We start from the raw sequence: 21,035 nt of genomic DNA on the forward strand, positions 1-21,035 counted from the left end.
CGATGGTCCTGAAAGAGTACCCGAAAACGGCGGTGAACGTGGTGGGCTACACCGACAGCACCGGCGGCCAGGATCTCAACATGCGCCTGTCACAGCAGCGCGCCGACTCGGTTGCCAGCTCGCTGATTACCCAGGGCGTGGATGCCAGCCGCATGCGCACCAGCGGCATGGGCCCGGCGAACCCGATCGCCAGCAACAGCACCGAAGAGGGCAAGGCGCAGAACCGCCGCGTCGAGATTACGCTTAGCCCAACGGCATAACGTTTAGATTTCTCTTCCATGCCCGGTAAGCGCAAGCGATACCGGGCAAATAACTTGCTTAGGCCGATTTTCTCGCTAAGGTGTTCTCACTAAAGCCATGGAAATCAGCGATGAGCAAATCACCACGCCCCACCATCAGCGATGTCGCAAAAGCGGCGAAAACCGGTAAAACCAGCGTGTCGCGCTATCTGAACGGCGAGCAAAACCTGCTCTCTGACGATCTACGCCTGCGCATAGAGCACGCCATTGCCACCCTCGACTATCGCCCCAGCCTGATGGCGCAGGGTCTCAAGCGCGGCCGCACTCGCCTGATTGGCCTGATCATCGCCGACATCACTAACCCTTACTCCGTCAACGTGCTCAGCGGCATTGAGGCCGCATGCCGCGAGAAGGGCTTTACGCCGCTGGTCTGTAATACCAACAACGAGCTGGACCGGGAGCAGCACTACCTGGATCTGCTGCGCAGCTATCAGGTGGAGGGGATCGTGGTCAACGCCGTCGGGATGCGGGAGGAGGCGCTGAACCGCCTGCAGCAGTCGGCGCTGCCGATGGTGCTTATCGACCGCAAGATCCCTGATTTCGCCTGCGACGTGGTGGGGCTGGATAACACCCAGGCCGCCACCACCGCCACTGAGCATCTGATCCAGCAGGGCTTTGAGGCGTTGCTGTTTCTCAGCGAGCCGCTTGGCACGGTCAATACCCGCCGCGAACGCCTGAACGCTTTTCGCGCCACCCTTGCCCGCTACCCCGGCGTGGTGTCCGAGAACGCCGAGACGGTGCTGCACGAGGCGGCGCAGATCGATAACGCCCTGCGACAGTTTCACGCCCGCCACCGCGGAATGCGTAAAGCGGTGATCTCTGCCAACGGGGCGTTAACCCTGCAGGTGGCTCGCTCGCTTAAACGCATTGGCCTGCACTGGGGCAGCGATATCGGCCTGCTCGGCTTTGACGAACTGGAGTGGGCCGAACTCGCTGGCGTTGGCATCACTACCCTCAAGCAGCCTACCTGGCAGATTGGCTACGCCGCCGTCGAGCAGGTCGTGCGCCGCATTGACGGTACTGACGATACCGTCCGCGAGCAGCTTTTCTCCGGCGAGCTGATCGTGCGCGGCTCAACGTCGCTTTAATAACCTTCGTGACGACGATCATGCTTTAGAGATAGCCTTCTTTTCTTTGGAACCGGTTCCATCTAGCGTTAAGGCAAGAGTTAACGCTGGAGCTGCCAGATGGAAAGAAAAATTATCGTTGTCACCGCCGCCTACGGCCACGATCGCCTGAACCAGTTGGGCGGGCAGGCGGCAGTGCTCCCCTTTATTGCTAACGGCGGTGCCGATGGCGTCGAGATCCGCCGGGAGCTGTTTAGCCCGCAGGAGCTGGAAAATCTGCCTGCGCTGGCCGCCGCTATTGCTAAACACAACTTGTTGGCCTGCTACTCGGCCCCAGAGCCGCTCTGCCTGCCCGACGGCACGCTGAACCCGCTGCTGCCGTCGCTGTTGCAGGAGGCCCACACACTCAACGCCCTCTGGCTGAAGGTCTCCCTTGGCCACTTTCAGCATAAATCTACCCTTGAGCCGCTGCGCGCGATGCTGGCGGAGAGCGGCATGGCGCTGGTGGTAGAGAACGACCAGACCGAGTGCGGCAAGCTTGCCCCGATGCAGCGCTTCAGCGCCGCCTGCAGGGTACTGAATCTCCCCGTGACGCTGACCTTTGATATGGGTAACTGGCTGTGGGTAGACGAGTCCCCGGAAGAGGCCGCGCGCCTGCTAGCCCCTGCCGTGAGCTATGTTCACGTGAAGGCCGCTCAGGCCCACCATTTTCACTGGCGCGCCGTGCCGCCAGACCATGACGATCCGCGCTGGCAAGCGCTGCTTGATGCCCTACCCGTCGACGCACCGCGCGGTATTGAATTCCCCCTTGAAGGGCGCGATTTGACCGCCGTCACGCGCCGCTACGTTACCTGGTTACGCGAGGAGTTTCATCATGCATAACGCGCTGGATGTCATCACCATTGGCGAAGCGATGGCGATGTTTGTGGCTACCGAGCCGGGCGAGCTGGCCGAGGCCGATGCTTTTATCAAACGCGTTGCAGGCGCAGAGCTTAACGTCGCTACCGGCCTTGCCCGCCTTGGTTTGAACGTTAGCTGGGTCAGCCGCGTTGGATCCGACAGCTTTGGCCGTTTCGTGCTGAGCTCGCTAAAAAAAGAGAATATCAATAGCGAAAGCGTCACCGTTGACGATCGCTATCCCACTGGTTTTCAGCTGAAATCGCGGGCGGAAAATGGAACCGATCCCATTGTGGAGTACTTCCGCAAAGGGTCTGCCGCCAGCCATCTCTCTTGTGATGACTTCGATGCCGCAACGTTTGCTCGTGCCCGGCATCTGCACCTGAGTGGCGTGGCGGCGGCGCTGTCGCCCACTGCTTACGATCTTCTGGATCATGCAGCAAACACTATGAAGGCACAGGGAAAAACGATCTCTTTCGATCCTAACCTGCGTCCGGTGCTGTGGAAAAGCGAAGCGGAGATGGTTGAAAAGCTAAACCGCCTCGCCTTTAAGGCCGACTGGGTATTACCTGGCCTTAAAGAGGCGGCCATCCTGACGGGTCAAAGCACACCGGAGGGGATGGCAGATTTCTATCTTGCGCAGGGCGTCAAAGCGGTGGTGATTAAAACCGGAGCCGACGGGGCATGGTTTAAAACCGCCGCCGGTGAGCAGGGCGCGGTTGCCGCCGTCAGGGTGGATAACGTTGTCGATACCGTTGGCGCAGGGGATGGCTTTGCCGTTGGGGTGATCAGCGCCCTGCTGGAGGGAAAAAGCTTCCCGCAGGCGGTCGCTCGCGGGAATAAGATCGGCTCGCTGGCGATCCAGGTTCCCGGCGACAGCGAAGGCTTACCGACGCGTGCGCAGCTCGCGGAAACGTTCTAAATTACAGATCCTCTGTACCCTACACAACAGAGGCAGCATAAACCTCAACATCCGAGGCAAGCCTATGAAAAGCTCTACTAATGCAGCAAAACGCTGGCTGTACATTATGCCGATTGTGTTTATCACCTACAGTCTGGCCTACCTCGACCGGGCCAACTTTAGCTTCGCGTCCGCTGCGGGTATTAACGAGGATCTGGGCATCACCAAAGGCATCTCATCGCTGCTGGGCGCGCTCTTCTTCCTCGGCTACTTCTTCTTCCAGATCCCTGGCGCGCTCTACGCCGAACGCCGTAGCGTCCGCAAGCTGATCTTTATCTGCCTGATCCTTTGGGGCGCGTGTGCCTCTCTGACCGGCGTGGTTAACAATATCCCGATGCTCGCCGCTATTCGCTTTATTCTGGGCGTGGTGGAAGCGGCGGTGATGCCAGCGATGCTGATCTACATCAGCAACTGGTTTACCAAATCCGAACGCTCACGAGCCAATACCTTCCTGATCCTCGGCAACCCGGTCACGGTGCTGTGGATGTCGGTGGTCTCTGGCTACCTGATCCAGGCCTTTGGCTGGCGTGAAATGTTCATCATCGAGGGCGTTCCGGCCATCATCTGGGCCTTCTGCTGGTGGGTGCTGGTCAAAGATAAGCCGGAGCAGGTTAAGTGGCTGGCGGAAGATGAAAAAACCGCGTTAAAAGTGCAGCTGGAGAAAGAGCAGGAGGGTATTAAGGCGGTACGTAACTATGGCGAAGCTTTCCGCTCGCGCAACGTTATCCTGCTCTGCATGCAGTACTTTGCCTGGAGCATCGGCGTGTACGGCTTCGTACTGTGGCTGCCGTCGATTATCCGCAGCGGCGGCGCCAACTTAGGCATGGTAGAGGTGGGCTGGCTCTCGTCCGTTCCCTACCTGGCCGCTACCATTGCAATGATCCTCGCCTCCTGGGCTTCCGATAAGCTGCAAAACCGCAAGCTGTTCGTCTGGCCGCTGCTGCTGATTGCTGCCTTCGCCTTTATTGGCTCCTGGGCAGTAGGCGCAAACCACTTCTGGGTCTCCTATACCCTGCTGGTGATTGCCGGTGCGGCGATGTATGCCCCGTATGGCCCGTTCTTCGCCATCATTCCAGAGATGCTGCCGCGTAACGTGGCGGGCGGCGCAATGGCATTAATCAACAGCATGGGCGCGCTCGGCTCCTTCTTTGGCTCATGGTTTGTGGGTTATCTCAACGGATCGACCGGCAGCCCGTCCGCATCGTACATATTTATGGGGGTGGCGCTTTTTGTTTCGGTATGGCTTACTTTGATTGTTAAGCCTGCGAATAATCAACAGGCTCCTGCCCGCATGATGCGCGCCGGACGCCCCTCAACCCATTGATTACGGAGATACGCATGAAGCCGTCCATCATCCTGTACAAAGCACTGCCTGACGATCTGCATAAGCGTCTGGAAGACCACTTTACCGTCACCCAGGTCGATAACCTTGACCCTGAGACGGTGCAAAAAAACGCGGAGGCGTTTGCAAACGCAGAGGGCTTGCTGGGTTCGAGTGAGAAAGTGGACGCGGCGCTGCTGGAAAAGATGCCGAAGCTGCGTGCCACTTCCACCGTGTCGGTTGGCTACGATCAGTTTGACGTTGATGCCCTGAACGCCCAGGGCATCTTCCTGATGCACACCCCCACCGTGCTGACAGAGACCGTTGCCGATACTATGATGGCGCTGGTCCTCAGCACCGCCCGCCGCGTGGTGGAAGTGGCTGAGCGGGTGAAGGCAGGCGAATGGAAGCAGGGGATTGGCCCGGACTGGTTCGGCATTGACGTGCACCACAAAACGCTGGGCATCGTCGGCATGGGCCGCATCGGGCTGGCACTGGCGCAGCGGGCGCACTTTGGTTTCGGCATGCCGATCCTCTACAACGCCCGTCGCCATCACGCCGAGGCGGAAGAGCGTTTCCAGGCACGCTACTGCGATATCGACACCCTGCTGCAGGAGTCAGACTACGTCTGCGTGGTGCTGCCGCTAACCGACGAGACGCACCATATGATTGGCGCGGAGCAGTTTAAGAAAATGAAGTCGTCAGCCATCTTTATCAATGCGGGCCGTGGTCCGGTGGTCGATGAGCAGGCGCTGATTGAGGCGCTGAAAAGCGGTGAGATCCACGCCGCCGGGCTGGACGTTTTCGAGCAGGAGCCGCTACCGGTGGACTCACCGCTGCTGAGCCTGCCGAACGTTGTCGCCCTGCCCCATATCGGCTCGGCAACGCACGAGACGCGCTACAATATGGCCGCCTGCGCCGTCGATAACCTGATCGACGCCCTTAACGGCAAGGTAGAGAAGAACTGCGTTAATCCGCAGATTGCGAAGTAAATCGCAGAAAACAAAAAACCCGCCGAGGCGGGTTTTTTTAACATCGTGCTTTAACGTTAAGCTTACAGGCTTACAACGTTACCAGCAGACGGGCCTTTAGCGCCGCTTTCGATGGTGAAGGATACTTTCTGGCCTTCATCAAGAGATTTGTAGCCATCGTTCTGGATAGCAGAGAAGTGTACGAACACGTCTTTAGAGCCATCGTCAGGAGTGATGAAGCCGAAACCTTTGTCAGCGTTAAACCATTTTACTAAACCAGTCATTTTGTTAGACATAGATATTACCTTTTTAATTAAGTTTGCCTTCCGGCGCTATGGCGTGCTTTACAGATTTTTTAAGCGATAAAGGAGAGCTCACTACGAGGAGTATCTATGATAACTCTTGAAGGGGACTGCTTTACTAAACTGCTTTAAGGTCTGTATATCAAACCGATGACGCATTAACTCATTTTACAGGCATCATGGCAAGCACTAATTGTTTTACTTACCTTTCATTACATTGTCCCCGCCGTCAGACGGGGACATCAGAACGCTTGCTGCTTACTGCGTGGCGTTCACCGCCGCGCTCCAGGCCTGCGTAAACGCCTGATGCTGTGAGGCCAGCGGCCCAATCAGCGAGTTGTACTGGCTGGCCTGCTGCGAGGTCGGGAACTGAATGCCGTTGGCAACGAAGCTCACCTGCGCCTCCTGCTGGGCGATAAAGTCACCTACCTGTACCAGCTGCTGGGTAAAGACCTGCGCCGCCGGGATCAGCGGTTGCAGCGCGTTAGACGGCTGGGTCACCACTTTCTCATAGACCTGATCGTAGACCGGCTTCAGGTCATCGTTCTGTTTCAGCGCGGAGCGAGAGGCGTCCGCCTGCACTTTGGCATTCTGCAGCTGCTGGCTCAGCACGCCCAGGGAGCCGTTAGCCTGACGCAGCGGCTCACGCTGGGTCATATAGTCCTGCGGGACGCGGATGGCATTCACGCTGTCCACCACCGGGCGCAGACCAGCGTCCATCGCCTGGTTCACCTGCTGGGAGTAGCCATACAGAATGGCATAGTCTGACACGAACGGGCCAAACTGCTTTTTCTGATCGGCAGTCAGCGTTGGCAGGCGTTCACCGCTACGCATCGCTGTATTTTGCAGGAAATCGATAAACGCCTTGCGCTGATCGCCCTCTTTATCAAAACACCCACTCAGGCTAACTACCATTAATAACGCCGCAAGAGGCGCGAACCAGCGAGAGCAGGACTTTCCTGTCGCCATTTTAATACTCCTTTCACCCAAAAAAAGCGCACACCGGCACACGTGTGCCTGACGCTGACAAGGATAGTCCAGGTGAGCCGCGCAAGATACCCCTTTCGTTGCATTCTTACGCGGAAAATCAACGCTCAGGGAAATTGTGCCGCAAGGCGATTAGCGATTTTTTTGCCAACGATTGACGAATTTTTACTACCGCCGCGAGAGGCTGATAAATCAAGCGATTAGAGAGGGCGCTGCTGCTTTTATAGGCACTTTTATTGTCTGAAATCAATTTGTGCGACAAATAATCATCTAGTCCACATACCAGGTTAATTTTTAGCGACTATTCTTAAATTTCTCTGTGCTGTTCACGGCCTCGCGGTGTGTTTTATGAGGAGTATTCGATGGAATACAAAGATCCAATGATTGAGCTGCTTAGCAGTCTGGAACAAATTGTTTTTAAAGATGAATCCCGGAAAGTAAGTCAGATCCAAAAGCCGAACCCTTTTAGCGAGTTCGAACAGCTGCGAAAGGGCACCGGTCTGAAAACAGATGATTTTGCACGTGTGATGGGCGTTAGCGTAGCAATGGTGCATGAGTGGGAATCTAAACGAGTAAAACCTTCCTCCACCGAGCTAAAACTGATGCGCTTGATTCAGGCAAACCCACGCCTCAGCCGTCAGCTGATGGAGTGATTTCTTTGCCCGCTTTACCTGGTTATAAAAAAAGAAACCCGCCAAAGGCGGGTTTTTAGTTTCTGCGGATCGAGAGGGTTACTGCAGCAGCGAAATATCCGCCACGCGCAGGAACAGCTCACGCAGTTTTTCGAGCATAGTCAGACGGTTGATACGCTGATCTTTATCTTCAACGTTCACCATCACCTTCTCGAAGAAGGCATCGACCGGCTCACGCAGCTCCGCCAGCTCCACCAGCGCTTCCTGATAGCGGCCTTCTGCAAAGTACGGCTCCAGCTTGTCGCGCAGTACGACCACCTGCATCGCCAGGGCGATCTCTTCCGCCTCGACCAGCGTGGCAGCATTGACGCGCTCGTTCAGCGTTTCGTCTGACTTCGCCAGGATGTTAGAGACGCGCTTGTTCGCCGCTGCCAGCGCCGAGGCGGCGTCCAGGGAGCGGAAGTGCGAAACCGCCTTCATGCGGGCGTCAAAGTCTGCCGGACGGGTCGGACGACGCGCCAGCACCGCCTGGATGGTGTCAACGGTATAGCCTTCGTCCTGATACCAGGCGCGGAAGCGGCCCAGCATAAAGTCGATGACGTCATCCACCACCTTCGCGTTGGTCAGCTTGTCGCCGTACAGACGCACCGCTTCCTCGGTGAGGGTTTGCAGATCCAGGTTAAGGTTCTTCTCAACGATGATACGCAGCACGCCCAGCGCGGCACGACGCAGCGCAAACGGATCTTTGTCGCCTTTCGGATGCTGGCCGATGCCAAAAATGCCCGCCAGGGTATCCATCTTATCGGCGATGGCTACCGCGCAGGCCACCAGGTTAGACGGCAGATCGTCACCGGCAAAGCGCGGCTGGTACTGCTCGTTCAGGGCAACGGCCACCTCTTCGGCTTCGCCGTCGTGACGCGCATAGTGCATCCCCATCACGCCCTGGGTGTCGGTAAACTCAAACACCATGTTGGTCATCAGGTCGCACTTGGAGAGCAGGCCAGCGCGCTCGGCGTTCGCCACGTCGGCACCAATCTGGGCGGCAATCCAGCCGGAGAGCGCCATGATGCGGTCGGTTTTGTCACGCAGGGTGCCCAGCTGCTGCTGGAACAGCACGGTCTGCAGGCGCGGGAGGTTGTCTTCCAGACGCTTCTTGCGGTCGGTATTGAAGAAGAACTCGGCGTCTGCCAGACGCGGGCGCACCACCTTCTCGTTACCGGAGATGATCTGCTGCGGATCCTTCGACTCGATGTTGGAGACGAAGATAAAGTTCGGCAACAGCTTGCCGTCGTTGGCGTAGACCGGGAAGTACTTCTGGTCGCCCTTCATGGTGTAGACCAGCGCCTCAGCCGGCACGGCGAGGAACTTCTCTTCGAAGGTGGCGGTAAGCACTACCGGCCACTCCACCAGCGAGGCGACCTCTTCCAGCAGGCTTTCGCTTAGATCGGCATTGCCACCAATCTGGCGTGCCGCCGCTTCGGCGTCCGCTTTAATTTTCGCTTTACGCTGCTCGTAGTCTGCCATCACCTTGCCGCGCTCCAGCAGGATCTGCGGATACTGGTCGGCACTGTCGATGGTGAACTCCGGCTCGCCCATAAAGCGATGGCCGCGGATCACGCGATCGGAGGCGATGCCCAGAATGGTCGCCGGAATGACGTCGCTGCCCAGCAGCAGGGTCACGGTGTGCACCGGACGCACAAACTGCACGTCGCTTGCGCCCCAGCGCATCAGTTTCGGGATCGGCAGCTTAGTCAGCGCAGTGGCGATCATGTTGGGCAGCAGCGCCTGGGCGCTTTCGCCTTTAACATGGGCGCGATAGAGCAGCCATTCGCCTTTATCGGTGGTCAGACGCTCGGCCTGATCTACGGTGATACCGCAGCCACGCGCCCAGCCCTCTGCCGCTTTGCTTGGTTTACCCTCGGCGTCAAAGGCCTGGGAGATAGCCGGGCCGCGTTTTTCAACTTCGCGATCCGGCTGGGAGGCCGCAAGGTTAGCCACTTTCAGCGCCAGACGACGCGGAGCGGCAAACCACTCTACGCTGCCGTGCGCGAGGCCGGCTGCATCCAGCTCGGCGGTGACGTTCGCAGCAAAGGACTCAGCCAGGCTGCGCAGGGCTTTTGGTGGCAGCTCTTCAGTGCCAATCTCCACCAGAAAAGTTTTCTCAGACATGGCCGCCTCTTATTTGTTTCGGTTGCACATCGGGAAGCCAAGGGCTTCACGGGACGCATAGTAAGCCTCGGCAACGGCCTTGGTCAGCGTGCGAATGCGCAGAATGTAGCGCTGACGCTCCGTCACGGAGATGGCCTTACGTGCGTCCAGCAGGTTGAAGCTGTGGGCGGCCTTCAGAATACGTTCGTAAGCAGGCAGCGGCAGCGGGTTCTCCAGCGCCAGCAGCTGCTGTGCCTCTTTCTCATACTGCTCGAAGCAGGTGAAGAGGAAGTCGACATCAGCGTGTTCGAAGTTATAGGTGGACTGCTCCACTTCGTTCTGGTGGAACACGTCGCCGTAGGTGGTTTTCCCCAGCGGGCCGTCGCTCCACACCAGGTCGTAAACGCTGTCCACGCCCTGAATGTACATCGCCAGGCGCTCGAGGCCGTAGGTGATCTCACCGGTCACCGGCTTACACTCCAGGCCGCCGACCTGCTGGAAGTAGGTAAACTGCGTCACTTCCATACCGTTCAGCCACACTTCCCAGCCGAGACCCCAGGCACCCAGAGTCGGGTTTTCCCAGTTATCTTCAACGAAGCGAATATCGTGAATGGTCGGATCCATACCCAGCTCTTTCAGCGATCCGAGGTACAGCTCCTGAATGTTGTCCGGTGACGGCTTGATGACGACCTGGAACTGATAGTAGTGCTGTAAGCGGTTCGGGTTTTCACCATAGCGGCCATCGGTCGGGCGGCGTGACGGCTGCACGTAGGCAGCGGCCATCGGCTCCGGGCCGAGCGCACGCAGGCAGGTCATAGGATGGGAGGTGCCTGCGCCAACTTCCATGTCCAAAGGTTGGACAATGGTGCAGCCCTGGCGAGCCCAGTAATCCTGTAAGGTCAGGATCAGGCCCTGGAAGGTCCGGGTATCAAACTTTTGCATATTATTTCGTGCTGGATACGTGTGGATTTAAAGGAAGCAGCCAGTATACCCATTGACCGCAAGATATACAGTACGAAACGGGGTTGTTTGGGAAAATTGGCCTGCTAACGCATGGAAAGGTGTAAAAATTGCCCATTGGGGTCAAACGCGCAGACGAAACGCTCTTCCCGTGGCGTCAGGCCACGCATCTCATAGCTGGCCTGAAACTGCACCATTCCGGTGACCGCAATGCTCTGCTCGCGGGTGTTGTAACGCTGCGCTGCGGTCTCCCGGCAGAGCTGCTCCATGCTCAGCGTCGTCGCCGGACTCACCTTCGGCTTATGAGCAGGTTGCACGGCGGCCTGCTGCGTCGACCCGCAGCCGACAAGCAGAAAAATCAGCGCCGTTATGCAACACTTTGTCATCATTTTAATCCCCGCAGGATGAGCTGGCTGTTATGTTATCTATTAGATAACACATGGTTATCGCTCTGTCATTGTTAGCGGGAGAAAGAGGGTCGGATGGCGTCAAAAATCAGCTGGATTGATAACCTACGCGGGATTGCCTGCTTAATGGTGGTGATGATCCACACCACCAGCGGCTACATCACGGATGCGCAGAGCATCAGCCTGCTCAACTGGGATATCGCCAACGTCCTCAATTCGGCCTCGCGGGTCAGCGTCCCACTCTTCTTTATGATCTCCGGCTACCTCTTCTTTGGCGAGCGCAGCGCCCAGCCGCGCAATTTTCTGCGCATTGCGCTCTGCCTGCTCTTCTATAGCACCGTTGCCCTGCTCTACATCACCTTCTTTACCTCGATGAACAGCGAGCTGAGCCTGCGCAACCTGCTGCAGAAGCCGGTCTTCTACCACCTGTGGTTTTTCTTCGCGATTGTGGTGATCTACCTGGTTTCGCCGCTGATTCAGGTGAAAAACGTCAGCGGCAAAATGCTGCTGGCCCTGATGGTGGTGCTGGGCATTTTGGCGAACCCCAATACCGTGCCGCTGAAAGCGGGCGGCGTGGAGTGGCTGCCGGTCAATCTCTATATCGCCGGGGATACCTTCTACTACGTGCTCTACGGCCTGCTCGGCCGCGCTATTGGCACGATGGATACCGATAAAAAGTACCTGAGCTGGATCTGCGGGGCGCTGTTTGTCATCGCGGTGGTGATTATCTCGCGCGGGACGCTGTATGAGCTGCAGTGGCGCGGCGACTTCGCCGATACCTGGTATGTCTACTGCGGGCCAATGGTCTTTATCTGCGCCGTCTCACTGCTGACGCTGGTGAAAAACAGGCTCAACACGCGCCCGCTACCGGGGCTGGGGCTGATCTCGCGCCACTCGCTGGGGATCTACGGCTTTCACGCGCTGGTGATCCACGCCCTGCGCACCCGCGGCGTCGAGCTGCCCTGGCCGGTGCCGGATATCGTGTGGATTTTCAGCATTACGGTGGTGATTAGCCTGCTGCTGTCGATGCTGTTACAGCGAATAGATAAACGCAGGTTTGTAAGTTAAAGAAATGCCCGGCGGCGCGTGTGCTTGCCGGGCCTACAACGTCATTAACATCATAAAACGATCACGACATCAACGGTAACAGCTGCTGGTAGATCTTACGGAAGGTCTCCCGCCGTGGCGCATAGGCCTGATGACGTTCTGCGTCCGGGTGATGTTCTTGCTCCAGCGGCAGCTGCGGGAGGAGATCCGCCAGCGGCGTCTGCGGGTTAATGGCAATCTGCGCCAGCCGCGCCGCGCCCAGCGCTGGGCCAACGTCGCCGCCGGTGCGGTAGTCGAGCTGCTGACCGCTAATATCCGCCAGCATCTGCCGCCAGTAGGCGCTGCGCGCCCCGCCGCCGATCAGGGTGATACTCTTCGGCGTCACGCCGCAGGCGTGCACCGCATCCATTCCGTCCGCCAGCGCGTAGCCAACGCCCTCCAGCACCGCTCGGGCCAGCTCGCGCCGCCCATGCTGATGTGTCAGGCCAAAGAAAACGCCCTTCGCCTGCGGGTTGTTGTGCGGAGTACGCTCTCCGGAGAGATAGGGTAAAAACCAGAGATCGCCCGCGCTGTCGTCAGCCTGCTCCGCCGCCGCAATCAGCTCAGAGACCGACCCCAGCCCGGTGAGCGCCGCCGCCCAGTCGAGGCAGGAGGCCGCGCTGAGCATCACTGACATCAGGTGCCAGCGATCGGGCAGCGCATGACAGAAGCTGTGCACGGCGCTCTCTGGCTTGCTGAGGAAACCGTTGCTGACCGCGAAGTAGACTCCCGAGGTGCCCAGGGAGAGCATGGCCTGCCCGGCATCCGCCATGCCAACGCCCACCGCGCCCGCAGCGTTATCCCCGCCCCCGGCCACGACCGGTACGGCAGGCATCCCCCATGCGGCAGCGACCTCCGGCAGCAGCGTACCGGCGATCTCACTCCCCTCAAACAGCGCGGGCATGTTATTCCGGGTGAGGCCACAGGCGGCGAGCATCTCATCGCTCCAGTCGCGTTTTGCCACGTCCAGCCATAGGGTTCCCGCCGCATCGGACATATCGCTGGCGTACTCCCCGGTCATGCGCAGACGCAGATAATCTTTCGGCAGCAGCACCTTCGCTACCTGGGCAAACACCTCAGGCTCGTGGCGTTTAACCCACAGCAGCTTGGGTGCGGTAAAGCCGGGCATCATCAGGTTGCCAGTGATCTGGCGCGAGTCAGGTACCGCCGTCTCCAGCAGGGTGCACTCCTCTGCACAGCGGCCGTCGTTCCACAGAATGGCCGGACGCAGAACGCAATTATCGCTGTCCAGCAGCGTTGCGCCGTGCATCTGCCCGGCAATGCCGATGGCCTTTACCCCGGACAGCGCCTGCTGCTGACCCAGCGCCTTCAACGCGCTATTTGTCGCCTGCCACAACTGGTTGGGATCCTGTTCTGACCAGAGCGGATGCGGGCGTGAGACGGAAAGCTTCTCGGTGTGCGAAGCCAGCATCTCGCCCTGCTCATTCAGCAGAATAGCTTTTACACCCGACGTGCCCAGATCGATGCCGATATACATAGCGGGATTCCTTAATGAAAACGCCGGGCGGCACTGCGTTTGCCCGGCCTACAGGTTCGCAGGCCCGGTAAGCGCAGCGCCACCGGGCATTGCTGACTATTTATCAAAAATATAGTGGTTAACCAGGTTCTCCAGCAGCTCCTGGTGACCACTCTGGTGCTGCGGGGCCAGATTCTGCTGTTCAGCGTACTTCGCCAGCTCCGTCAGGGTAAGCTGCCCTTTCAGGATCTGCTGGCCCAGCTCACCATTCCAGCCCGCGTAGCGTTTCGCCACGCGCTTATCCAGCTCGCCATCTTCGATCATGCGGGCCGCCACCTTCAGCGCCAGCGCCATGGTGTCCATCGCGCCAATATGACCATAGAACAGATCGTATTTGTCGGTGCTCTGGCGACGCACTTTGGCGTCAAAGTTGAGACCGCCGGTGATAAAGCCCCCCGCCTTCACAATCTCATACATCACCAGCGCATTCTCTTCGACGCTGTTCGGGAACTGGTCCGTATCCCAGCCCAGCTGCATGTCGCCGCGGTTGGCGTCCACGGAGCCGAAAATGCCCAGCGCAATGGCGGAGGCGATCTCGTGGTGGAAGGAGTGTCCGGCCAGCGTGGCGTGGTTGGCCTCAATATTGACCTTGATCTCTTTCTCAAGACCAAACTGCTTGAGGAAGCCGTAAACCGTAGCCACATCGTAATCGTACTGATGCTTGGTCGGCTCCTGCGGCTTCGGCTCGATCAGCAGCGTGCCCTGGAAGCCAATCTTATGCTTGTGCTCGACCACCATCTGCATAAAGCGGCCGATCTGCTCACGCTCCTGGCGCAGATCGGTATTGAGCAGCGTTTCATACCCTTCCCGGCCGCCCCACAGCACGTAGTTTTCACCGCCCAGCTTATGGGTAGCGTTCATGGCAGTGACGACCTGGGTTGCCGCCCAGCTAAAGACTTCCGGATCCGGGTTGGTCGCCGCGCCCGCGCCGTAGCGTGGATGGGTGAAGCAGTTCGCCGTGCCCCACAGCAGCTTCACGCCGCTCTGCTGCTGCTTCTCGGCCAGGATATCGGTCATGGTGGCAAAGTTATTGAGATACTCCTTCAGCGACGCCCCTTCCGGGGAGACATCCACATCGTGGAAGCAGTAGTAGGGAACGTTGAGCTTGTGGAAAAACTCAAAGGCTACGTCGGCTTTGCGTTTTGCCAGCGCCAGCGCATCGCCAGCCTGCTGCCACGGGCGCTCGAACGCGCCGACGCCAAACATATCCGCGCCGGTCCAGCAGAAGGTGTGCCAGTAGCAGGCAGCAAAGCGCAGGTGATCTTCCATCCGCTTGCCCAGCACCAGTTCATCCGGGTTGTAGTGGCGAAAGGCTAACGGGTTGGCGGTTTTCGGGCCTTCAAAGCGAACGCGGTCAAGTTGGTCGAAATAGGCTTGCATATTCAGCTCCATAATCAATGTCTGCGGCAGGGGATATCAGTGGCATTAATAGTGGATATTCGCCGGGCGTTGCTCAATTACGTTATTTCACACTGCTATTGAGAGAATGCACAAACGTGCGCTGGCTCTCAAATATCTCCCTCAGCGGCTTAAAATAAGATCGCGGTCATAAATTAGGAAATAAACCAAAAAACGTAATCAGAAGATAAAAATCAGTAATTGCCAGCCCGCAATAAGATGTTAAAAATTTGCTACGTCTGTCGCTGTGCATGTTTCTTTTATCTCAAGCCCGATAACCCTACAAAAGGTATTAATATTATGAAGATAAAGAACCTTTGCCTTACGCTTTGCGCCTCGCTGCTGCTCGCCAGCGCTGCGAGCCATGCTAAAGAGGTCAAGATTGGGATGGCCATTGACGATCTGCGCCTCGAACGCTGGCAAAAAGATCGCGATATCTTTGTTAAAAAAGCCGAGTCGCTGGGGGCGGAAGTCTTTGTCCAGTCGGCCAACGGTAACGAAGAGACCCAGATGTCACAGATTGAAAATATGATCAACCGTGGCGTTGACGTGCTGGTGATTATTCCCTACAACGGCCAGGTATTGAGTAATGTGATAAAAGAGGCGAAACAGGAGGGAATTAAAGTATTAGCCTATGACCGTATGATTAATAATGCCGACATCGATTTTTACATCTCTTTCGATAATGAAAAAGTAGGGGAAATGCAGGCACAGAGCCTGGTCACCAAAGTGCCCGAAGGCAATTATTTCCTGATGGGCGGCTCGCCGGTAGATAATAACGCCAAGCTGTTCCGTGCGGGTCAGATGAAAGTATTAAAACCCTATATCGACAGCGGCAAAATTAAAGTGGTCGGCGACCAGTGGGCCGACGGCTGGCTGCCGGAAAACGCGTTGAAAATTATGGAGAACGCCCTGACCGCCAACAATAACAAAATCGATGCGGTTGTCGCCTCGAACGACGCCACCGCAGGCGGCGCAATCCAGGCCCTCAGCGCCCAGGGGCTGGCGGGTAAAGTGGCTATCTCCGGTCAGGATGCCGACCTTGCCGGGATTAAACGTATTATGAACGGCAGCCAGACCATGACCGTCTATAAGCCCATCACCGAGCTGGCGAATACCGCCGCCGAAATCGCCGTCGAGCTGGGAAATGGCCAGCAGCCGAAAGCCGATACCTCGTTAAATAACGGTCTGAAAGACGTTCCTGCCCGTCTGCTGACGCCTATCGAGGTAAATAAAGAGAATATCGACGCCACCGTAGTGAAAGACGGATTCCATAAGAAAAGCGAGCTGTAAGCTTCACACCCTCCCCCGGCACAACGGGGGAGCGCCCTCAGGCACTGTTATTCCAACGATCCACGCGGAGCAGGTATGCCTTATTTACTGGAAATGAAAAACATCACCAAAGCGTTCGGCACGGTTAAAGCCGTCGATAACGTGAGCCTGGCGCTGAACGCCGGCGAGGTGCTGGCCCTGTGCGGTGAAAACGGCTCGGGCAAATCTACCTTAATGAAGGTGCTGTGCGGTATCTACCCGCACGGCAGCTACGATGGCGAGATCCTTTTTGCCGGTGAGCCGCTCATCGCCAGCCATATCCGCGATACCGAACGCCGGGGTATTGCCATCATTCACCAGGAGCTGGCGCTGGTTAAGCACCTCACGGTGCTGGAGAACATCTTCCTTGGCGCGGAGCTGACCCATCACGGGGTGATGGACTACGACGCCATGACGCTGCGCTGCGACAAGCTGCTCAAGCAGGTCAGCCTTGCCATCTCGCCGGATACCCGGGTTGGCGATCTCGGACTGGGCCAGCAGCAGCTGGTGGAGATTGCCAAGGCGCTTAACAAGCAGGTGCGGCTGCTGATCCTCGATGAGCCTACCGCCTCACTCACTGAGCAGGAGACAGCGGTGCTGCTGGATATCATTCGCGACCTGCAAAACCACGATATTGCCTGCATCTACATTTCGCACAAGCTGAACGAGGTGAAAGCCATTGCGGATGTCATCTGCGTGATCCGCGACGGCAAGCCGGTGGGGATGCGCGATGCGGCGGGCATGAGCGAGGATGCCATTATCACCATGATGGTGGGCCGGGAGCTGACCGCGCTCTACCCGAGCGAACCCCATACGGCGGGAGATGAGATCCTGCGCGTGGAGCACCTCACCGCCTGGCATCCGGTTAACCGGCATATCAAGCGAGTCAACGACGTCTCCTTCTCCCTGCGGCGCGGGGAGATCTTAGGCATTGCCGGACTGGTCGGCGCCGGGCGCACCGAAGCCGTGCAGTGCCTGTTTGGCGTCTGGCCTGGCCGCCATGAAGGCAGCGTATTTATCGACGGCCAGCCGGTGAAGATAAGCAACTGTCAGCAGGCCATCGCCCACGGGATCGCCATGGTGCCGGAGGACCGGAAAAAAGATGGCATCGTGCCGGTGATGGCCGTCGGCAAGAACATTACCCTGGCGGCGCTGGATGATTTTTCCGGCACGCTCAGCACCCTTGACGATGCCGCCGAGCAGCAGTGTATTTTGCAATCGCTCCAGCGGTTGAAGGTAAAAACCTCTTCGCCGGAGCTGGCGATTGGCCGCCTCAGCGGCGGCAACCAGCAGAAGGCGATTCTGGCCCGCTGCCTGCTGCTCAATCCGCGCATTCTGATCCTCGACGAACCCACGCGTGGGATCGATATCGGCGCGAAGTATGAAATCTACAAGCTGATTAACCAGCTGGTACAGCAGGGCATTGCCGTCATCGTGATCTCATCCGAGCTGCCGGAGGTGCTGGGGTTGAGCGATCGGGTGCTGGTGATGCATGAAGGCCGGCTCAAGGCCAATCTCATCAATCACCATCTGACCCAGGAACAGGTTATGGAAGCGGCGCTGAGGAGCGAACATCATGTCGAAAAGCAATCCGTCTGAACTGAAGCTCGCCTCCCCGGCCCCCGGGGCGTTTAGCGGGCTGAAATCTCTCAATCTCCAGGTCTTTGTCATGATTGCCGCCATCGTGGCAATTATGCTCTTCTTTACCTGGATGACCGACGGCTCGTACCTGAGCGCGCGCAACATCTCTAACCTGTTGCGTCAGACCGCCATCACCGGCATCCTGGCGGTGGGAATGGTGTTTGTCATTATATCCGCCGAGATCGACCTCTCCGTGGGATCCATGATGGGCCTGCTGGGCGGCGCGGCGGCGATCTTTGACGTCTGGCTGGGCTGGCCGCTGCCGCTGACCGTGGCGGTGACGCTGGTGCTCGGGCTGCTGCTGGGCACCTGGAACGGCTGGTGGGTGGCGTACCGCAAGGTGCCGTCGTTTATCGTCACCCTCGCGGGAATGCTGGCGTTTCGCGGCGTGCTGATTGGCATCACCAACGGCACCACCGTCTCGCCCACCAGCGCAGCGATGTCGCAGATTGGCCAGAGCTACCTGCCGGACGGGTTTGGCTTTGGCGTCGGTGCGCTGGGGCTGGTGCTGTTTGTGCTCTGGCAGTGGCGCGGACGGCTGCGTCGTCAGTCGCTGGGGCTGGCAACGTCGGCCTCCACGATGGTGGTGGGCAGGCAGGCGCTGATAGCGGTGGTGGTGCTGGGTGCGATCTGGCTGCTCAACGACTACCGCGGCGTGCCAACGCCGGTGCTGCTGCTGGTTTTCCTGCTGCTGGCGGGGATGTTCATGGCAACGCGCACCGCCTTTGGACGGCGGATCTACGCCATCGGTGGCAACATTGAGGCGGCGCGTCTGTCGGGTATTAACGTCGAGCGCACCAAGCTGGCGGTATTCGCCATCAACGGCCTGATGGTAGCTATCGCCGGGCTGATCCTCAGCTCGCGCCTCGGCGCTGGCTCCCCGTCGGCGGGGAACATCGCCGAGCTGGACGCCATCGCCGCCTGCGTGATCGGCGGCACCAGCCTTGCGGGCGGGGTCGGCAGCGTGGCGGGCGCGGTGATGGGGGCCTTTATTATGGCCTCGCTGGATAACGGCATGAGCATGATGGACGTCCCGACCTTCTGGCAGTACATCGTGAAAGGGGCGATCCTGCTGTTAGCGGTCTGGATGGACTCTGCCACAAAACGCCGCACATAGCGGACAAATTACAGGGATGATCACACTGCCGGGGAATATCTCTCCGGCTTTGTGCTGATTATGGTAATCAGAAACGAGGATTTATCAGGAAGAGATCAACATGTTTGCCAAGCGCCATCGGATCACGCTGCTGTTTAACGCCAACAAAGCCTACGATCGCCAGGTCGTTGAGGGCGTGGGCGAATATCTTCAGGCCTCCCAGTCGGAGTGGGACATCTTCATTGAGGAGGATTTCCGTACCCGCATTGAAAATATCAGAGAGTCGCTGGGGGACGGCGTCATCGCCGACTACGACGACGGCGAGATCGAGCGCCTGCTGGCCGACGTGGATGTTCCCATCGTCGGCGTGGGCGGCTCCTACCATCGTCCAGAGGACTACCCGGCGGTGCACTACATCGCCACCGATAACCACGCCCTGGTGGAGAGTGCCTTTTTGCATTTGAAAGAGAAGGGGGTACACCGCTTCGCCTTCTATGGCCTGCCCGCCACCAGCGGCAAAGGCTGGGCGGCGGAGCGGGAGCACGCCTTTCGCCAGCTGGTCGCGCAGGAGAAGTATCGCGGCGTGGTCTACCAGGGGCTACAGACCGCTCCTGAAAACTGGCAGCACGCCCAGAACCGCCTCGCCGACTGGCTACAAACCCTGCCGCCGCAGACCGGCATCATCGCGGTAACTGACGCCCGCGCCCGCCACGTGTTGCAGGTGTGCGAACATCTGCATATCCCGGTCCCGGAGAAGCTGTGCGTCATTGGCATCGATAACGAGGAGCTGACGCGCTACCTGTCGCGCGTAGCGCTCTCGTCGGTGGCGCAGGGCACGCGGCAGATGGGCTACCAGGCGGCGAAGCTGCTGCACCGCCTGCTGGATAACGAGGCAATGCCCCTTCAGCGGCTGCTGGTGCCGCCGGTGCGGGTGGTGGCCCGGCGCTCGACGGACTACCGGTCGCTCAACGACCCGGCGGTGATCCAGGCCATGCACTACATCCGCAATCACGCCTGCAAAGGGATTAAGGTGGATCAGGTCCTGGACGCGGTAGGGATCTCGCGATCGAACCTGGAGAAGCGTTTTAAAGAGGAGGTGGGCGAAACCATTCACGCGATGATCCACGCCGAGAAGCTGGAGAAGGCGCGCAGCCTGCTCATCTCAACCTCGCTGTCGATTAACGAGATTTCACAGATGTGCGGCTACCCGTCGCTGCAATACTTCTATTCGGTGTTTAAAAAGGAGTACGGCAGCACGCCGAAGGATTATCGGGATCGCTACAGCGAGATAGTGATGTAGGTCGGGTGGGCGTAGCGCCACCCGACACAATGATTACATATGCGCTGCAATTAACCGCTGGTTGTCCTGATACATGGCAAACAGGTAGTTGTTATAGCGCTTACCCTGCGTCGAATAGCCGCTGAGCTTGTGGATCATGGTGCTGGCGGTCACTTCCTGATCCGCTTTGCGCAGCTGCGCACGGGATTTACGGAACGAGGCATACGCCGGATTGGTATTGAGGTTAGCCGCGTAGGCACCTACTGACTCTTTTACCGAGTCAAACTGGGAGTAGCCTTTTACCTTGCCCGGGCCGTTGTTACAGCGGCCTTTCGCACACTTCATGCCGAACAGGTTGTTGTTACTGCGCGCCAGCTTCGAGGTTCCCCAGCCGCTCTCAGCCGCTGCCATAGTGGCAACCATGCTGTCAGGGATAATGTCGACGCGATCCAGCAGCGTATTCCACGGGATACGGCGGGTATTACCCGACCAGCTCACCTTGTAACGCTTGGCAATGTCTTTCAGACGCGCACGCTCGGTCGGCGACCAGCGATTGTCGTACTGTTTAGACACCAGCCAGTTGCGCTCGGCAGTAATCGCAGCATTTTGGCTCGTAATGTAGGGCATAACCGTCCGGAGAAACGCCTTTTTCCTTGGTGTTCCGGAAGGGTATTTTCGCAAATCAGGAAGTGAACTGCTCTTTGCACTATTGCGAGAATACTCTTGTTTACTGCT

At 58.3% G+C, this 21,035-nt stretch carries 20 protein-coding genes; 12 read left to right on the forward strand and 8 right to left on the reverse strand.

The genetic code is table 11. The features are described from left to right. The 6 genes from RTP97_RS14090 to ghrB all read left to right on the forward strand — a co-directional run. The coding region (locus RTP97_RS14090) for an OmpA family protein (protein WP_312414692.1) at positions 1-260 on the forward strand (260 nt) is incomplete at its 5' end. Positions 261-370: 110 nt separating this feature from the next. Further along, positions 371-1,387 (forward strand): LacI family DNA-binding transcriptional regulator, encoded by a 1,017-nt coding sequence (locus RTP97_RS14095; RefSeq protein ID WP_312414695.1) that lies wholly within the window; start codon positions 371-373, stop codon positions 1,385-1,387. 99 nt (positions 1,388-1,486) lie between these two features. Further along, complete coding sequence (locus tag RTP97_RS14100; protein ID WP_312414698.1) at positions 1,487-2,248, forward strand: sugar phosphate isomerase/epimerase; 762 nt, start codon at positions 1,487-1,489, stop codon at positions 2,246-2,248. Beyond that, positions 2,241-3,185, forward strand: coding sequence for a sugar kinase (locus RTP97_RS14105; protein WP_312414701.1), 945 nt, complete (start codon positions 2,241-2,243; stop codon positions 3,183-3,185). Before RTP97_RS14100 ends, RTP97_RS14105 begins: the two co-directional genes overlap by 8 nt. Before the next feature lie 64 nt (positions 3,186-3,249). Continuing rightward, on the forward strand, positions 3,250-4,548 hold the full coding sequence (locus RTP97_RS14110) for an MFS transporter (RefSeq protein WP_312211762.1): 1,299 nt from the start codon (positions 3,250-3,252) through the stop codon (positions 4,546-4,548). A 14-nt stretch (positions 4,549-4,562) separates the two neighbouring features. Further along, complete coding sequence (gene ghrB / locus RTP97_RS14115; protein WP_312414704.1) at positions 4,563-5,537, forward strand: glyoxylate/hydroxypyruvate reductase GhrB; 975 nt, start codon at positions 4,563-4,565, stop codon at positions 5,535-5,537. Positions 5,538-5,599: 62 nt separating this feature from the next. Here ghrB and cspA read toward each other — a convergent pair whose 3' ends face one another. Together cspA and RTP97_RS14125 are read right to left on the reverse strand one after the other, a co-directional pair. Beyond that, positions 5,600-5,812 (reverse strand): RNA chaperone/antiterminator CspA, encoded by a 213-nt coding sequence (gene cspA / locus RTP97_RS14120; RefSeq protein WP_042393997.1) that lies wholly within the window; start codon positions 5,810-5,812, stop codon positions 5,600-5,602. A 264-nt stretch (positions 5,813-6,076) separates the two neighbouring features. Further along, positions 6,077-6,787: a DUF3053 domain-containing protein gene (locus tag RTP97_RS14125; RefSeq protein ID WP_312414705.1), complete on the reverse strand. Its 711-nt coding sequence runs from the start codon at positions 6,785-6,787 to the stop codon at positions 6,077-6,079. Positions 6,788-7,167: 380 nt separating this feature from the next. Here RTP97_RS14125 and RTP97_RS14130 point away from each other — a divergent pair, with 380 nt between their 5' ends. Continuing rightward, entirely contained in the window at positions 7,168-7,458 is a 291-nt protein-coding gene (locus tag RTP97_RS14130) for an HTH-type transcriptional regulator (RefSeq protein ID WP_312228131.1), read from the forward strand. Positions 7,459-7,536: 78 nt separating this feature from the next. On the opposite strand, the gene glyS is transcribed toward RTP97_RS14130, so the two are convergent. The 3 genes from glyS to RTP97_RS14145 all read right to left on the reverse strand — a co-directional run bounded on the left by glyS (position 7,537) and on the right by RTP97_RS14145 (position 10,934). Next, on the reverse strand, positions 7,537-9,606 hold the full coding sequence (gene glyS / locus RTP97_RS14135; RefSeq protein ID WP_312414708.1) for a glycine--tRNA ligase subunit beta: 2,070 nt from the start codon (positions 9,604-9,606) through the stop codon (positions 7,537-7,539). A 9-nt stretch (positions 9,607-9,615) separates the two neighbouring features. Then, positions 9,616-10,527, reverse strand: coding sequence for a glycine--tRNA ligase subunit alpha (gene glyQ / locus RTP97_RS14140; protein WP_042393986.1), 912 nt, complete (start codon positions 10,525-10,527; stop codon positions 9,616-9,618). Between the two features lie 104 nt (positions 10,528-10,631). Then, positions 10,632-10,934, reverse strand: coding sequence for a YsaB family lipoprotein (locus RTP97_RS14145; protein ID WP_312414710.1), 303 nt, complete (start codon positions 10,932-10,934; stop codon positions 10,632-10,634). 93 nt (positions 10,935-11,027) lie between these two features. Between RTP97_RS14145 and RTP97_RS14150 the strand changes: the two genes are divergently transcribed. Further along, positions 11,028-12,020: an acyltransferase gene (locus RTP97_RS14150; protein ID WP_312414712.1), complete on the forward strand. Its 993-nt coding sequence runs from the start codon at positions 11,028-11,030 to the stop codon at positions 12,018-12,020. Positions 12,021-12,081: 61 nt separating this feature from the next. On the opposite strand, the gene xylB is transcribed toward RTP97_RS14150, so the two are convergent. Both xylB and xylA read right to left on the reverse strand, forming a co-directional pair. Next, complete coding sequence (xylB, locus tag RTP97_RS14155) at positions 12,082-13,536, reverse strand: xylulokinase (RefSeq protein WP_312414714.1); 1,455 nt, start codon at positions 13,534-13,536, stop codon at positions 12,082-12,084. Between the two features lie 96 nt (positions 13,537-13,632). Beyond that, positions 13,633-14,955 (reverse strand): xylose isomerase, encoded by a 1,323-nt coding sequence (xylA, locus tag RTP97_RS14160; RefSeq protein WP_312414716.1) that lies wholly within the window; start codon positions 14,953-14,955, stop codon positions 13,633-13,635. 318 nt (positions 14,956-15,273) lie between these two features. Between xylA and xylF the strand changes: the two genes are divergently transcribed. From xylF to xylR, 4 genes are all read left to right on the forward strand, one after another. After that, positions 15,274-16,266 carry a D-xylose ABC transporter substrate-binding protein gene (gene xylF, locus RTP97_RS14165; RefSeq protein ID WP_312211754.1) on the forward strand — a complete coding sequence of 331 codons (993 nt, stop codon included), beginning with the start codon at positions 15,274-15,276 and terminating at the stop codon, positions 16,264-16,266. A gap of 75 nt (positions 16,267-16,341) precedes the next feature. After that, positions 16,342-17,883, forward strand: coding sequence for a xylose ABC transporter ATP-binding protein (locus RTP97_RS14170; protein ID WP_312414719.1), 1,542 nt, complete (start codon positions 16,342-16,344; stop codon positions 17,881-17,883). Next, positions 17,861-19,042 (forward strand): xylose ABC transporter permease XylH, encoded by a 1,182-nt coding sequence (gene xylH / locus RTP97_RS14175; protein ID WP_144818496.1) that lies wholly within the window; start codon positions 17,861-17,863, stop codon positions 19,040-19,042. The genes RTP97_RS14170 and xylH overlap by 23 nt, the downstream gene beginning before the upstream one ends. Before the next feature lie 100 nt (positions 19,043-19,142). Beyond that, on the forward strand, positions 19,143-20,321 hold the full coding sequence (gene xylR / locus RTP97_RS14180) for a D-xylose utilization transcriptional activator XylR (protein WP_312414722.1): 1,179 nt from the start codon (positions 19,143-19,145) through the stop codon (positions 20,319-20,321). 33 nt (positions 20,322-20,354) lie between these two features. On the opposite strand, the gene RTP97_RS14185 is transcribed toward xylR, so the two are convergent. Further along, on the reverse strand, positions 20,355-21,035 hold a 681-nt coding region (locus RTP97_RS14185; protein ID WP_312414724.1), incomplete at its 5' end, for a protein bax.

Source organism: Pseudescherichia sp. (assembly GCF_031998825.1).
Lineage (GTDB): Bacteria > Pseudomonadota > Gammaproteobacteria > Enterobacterales > Enterobacteriaceae > Pseudescherichia.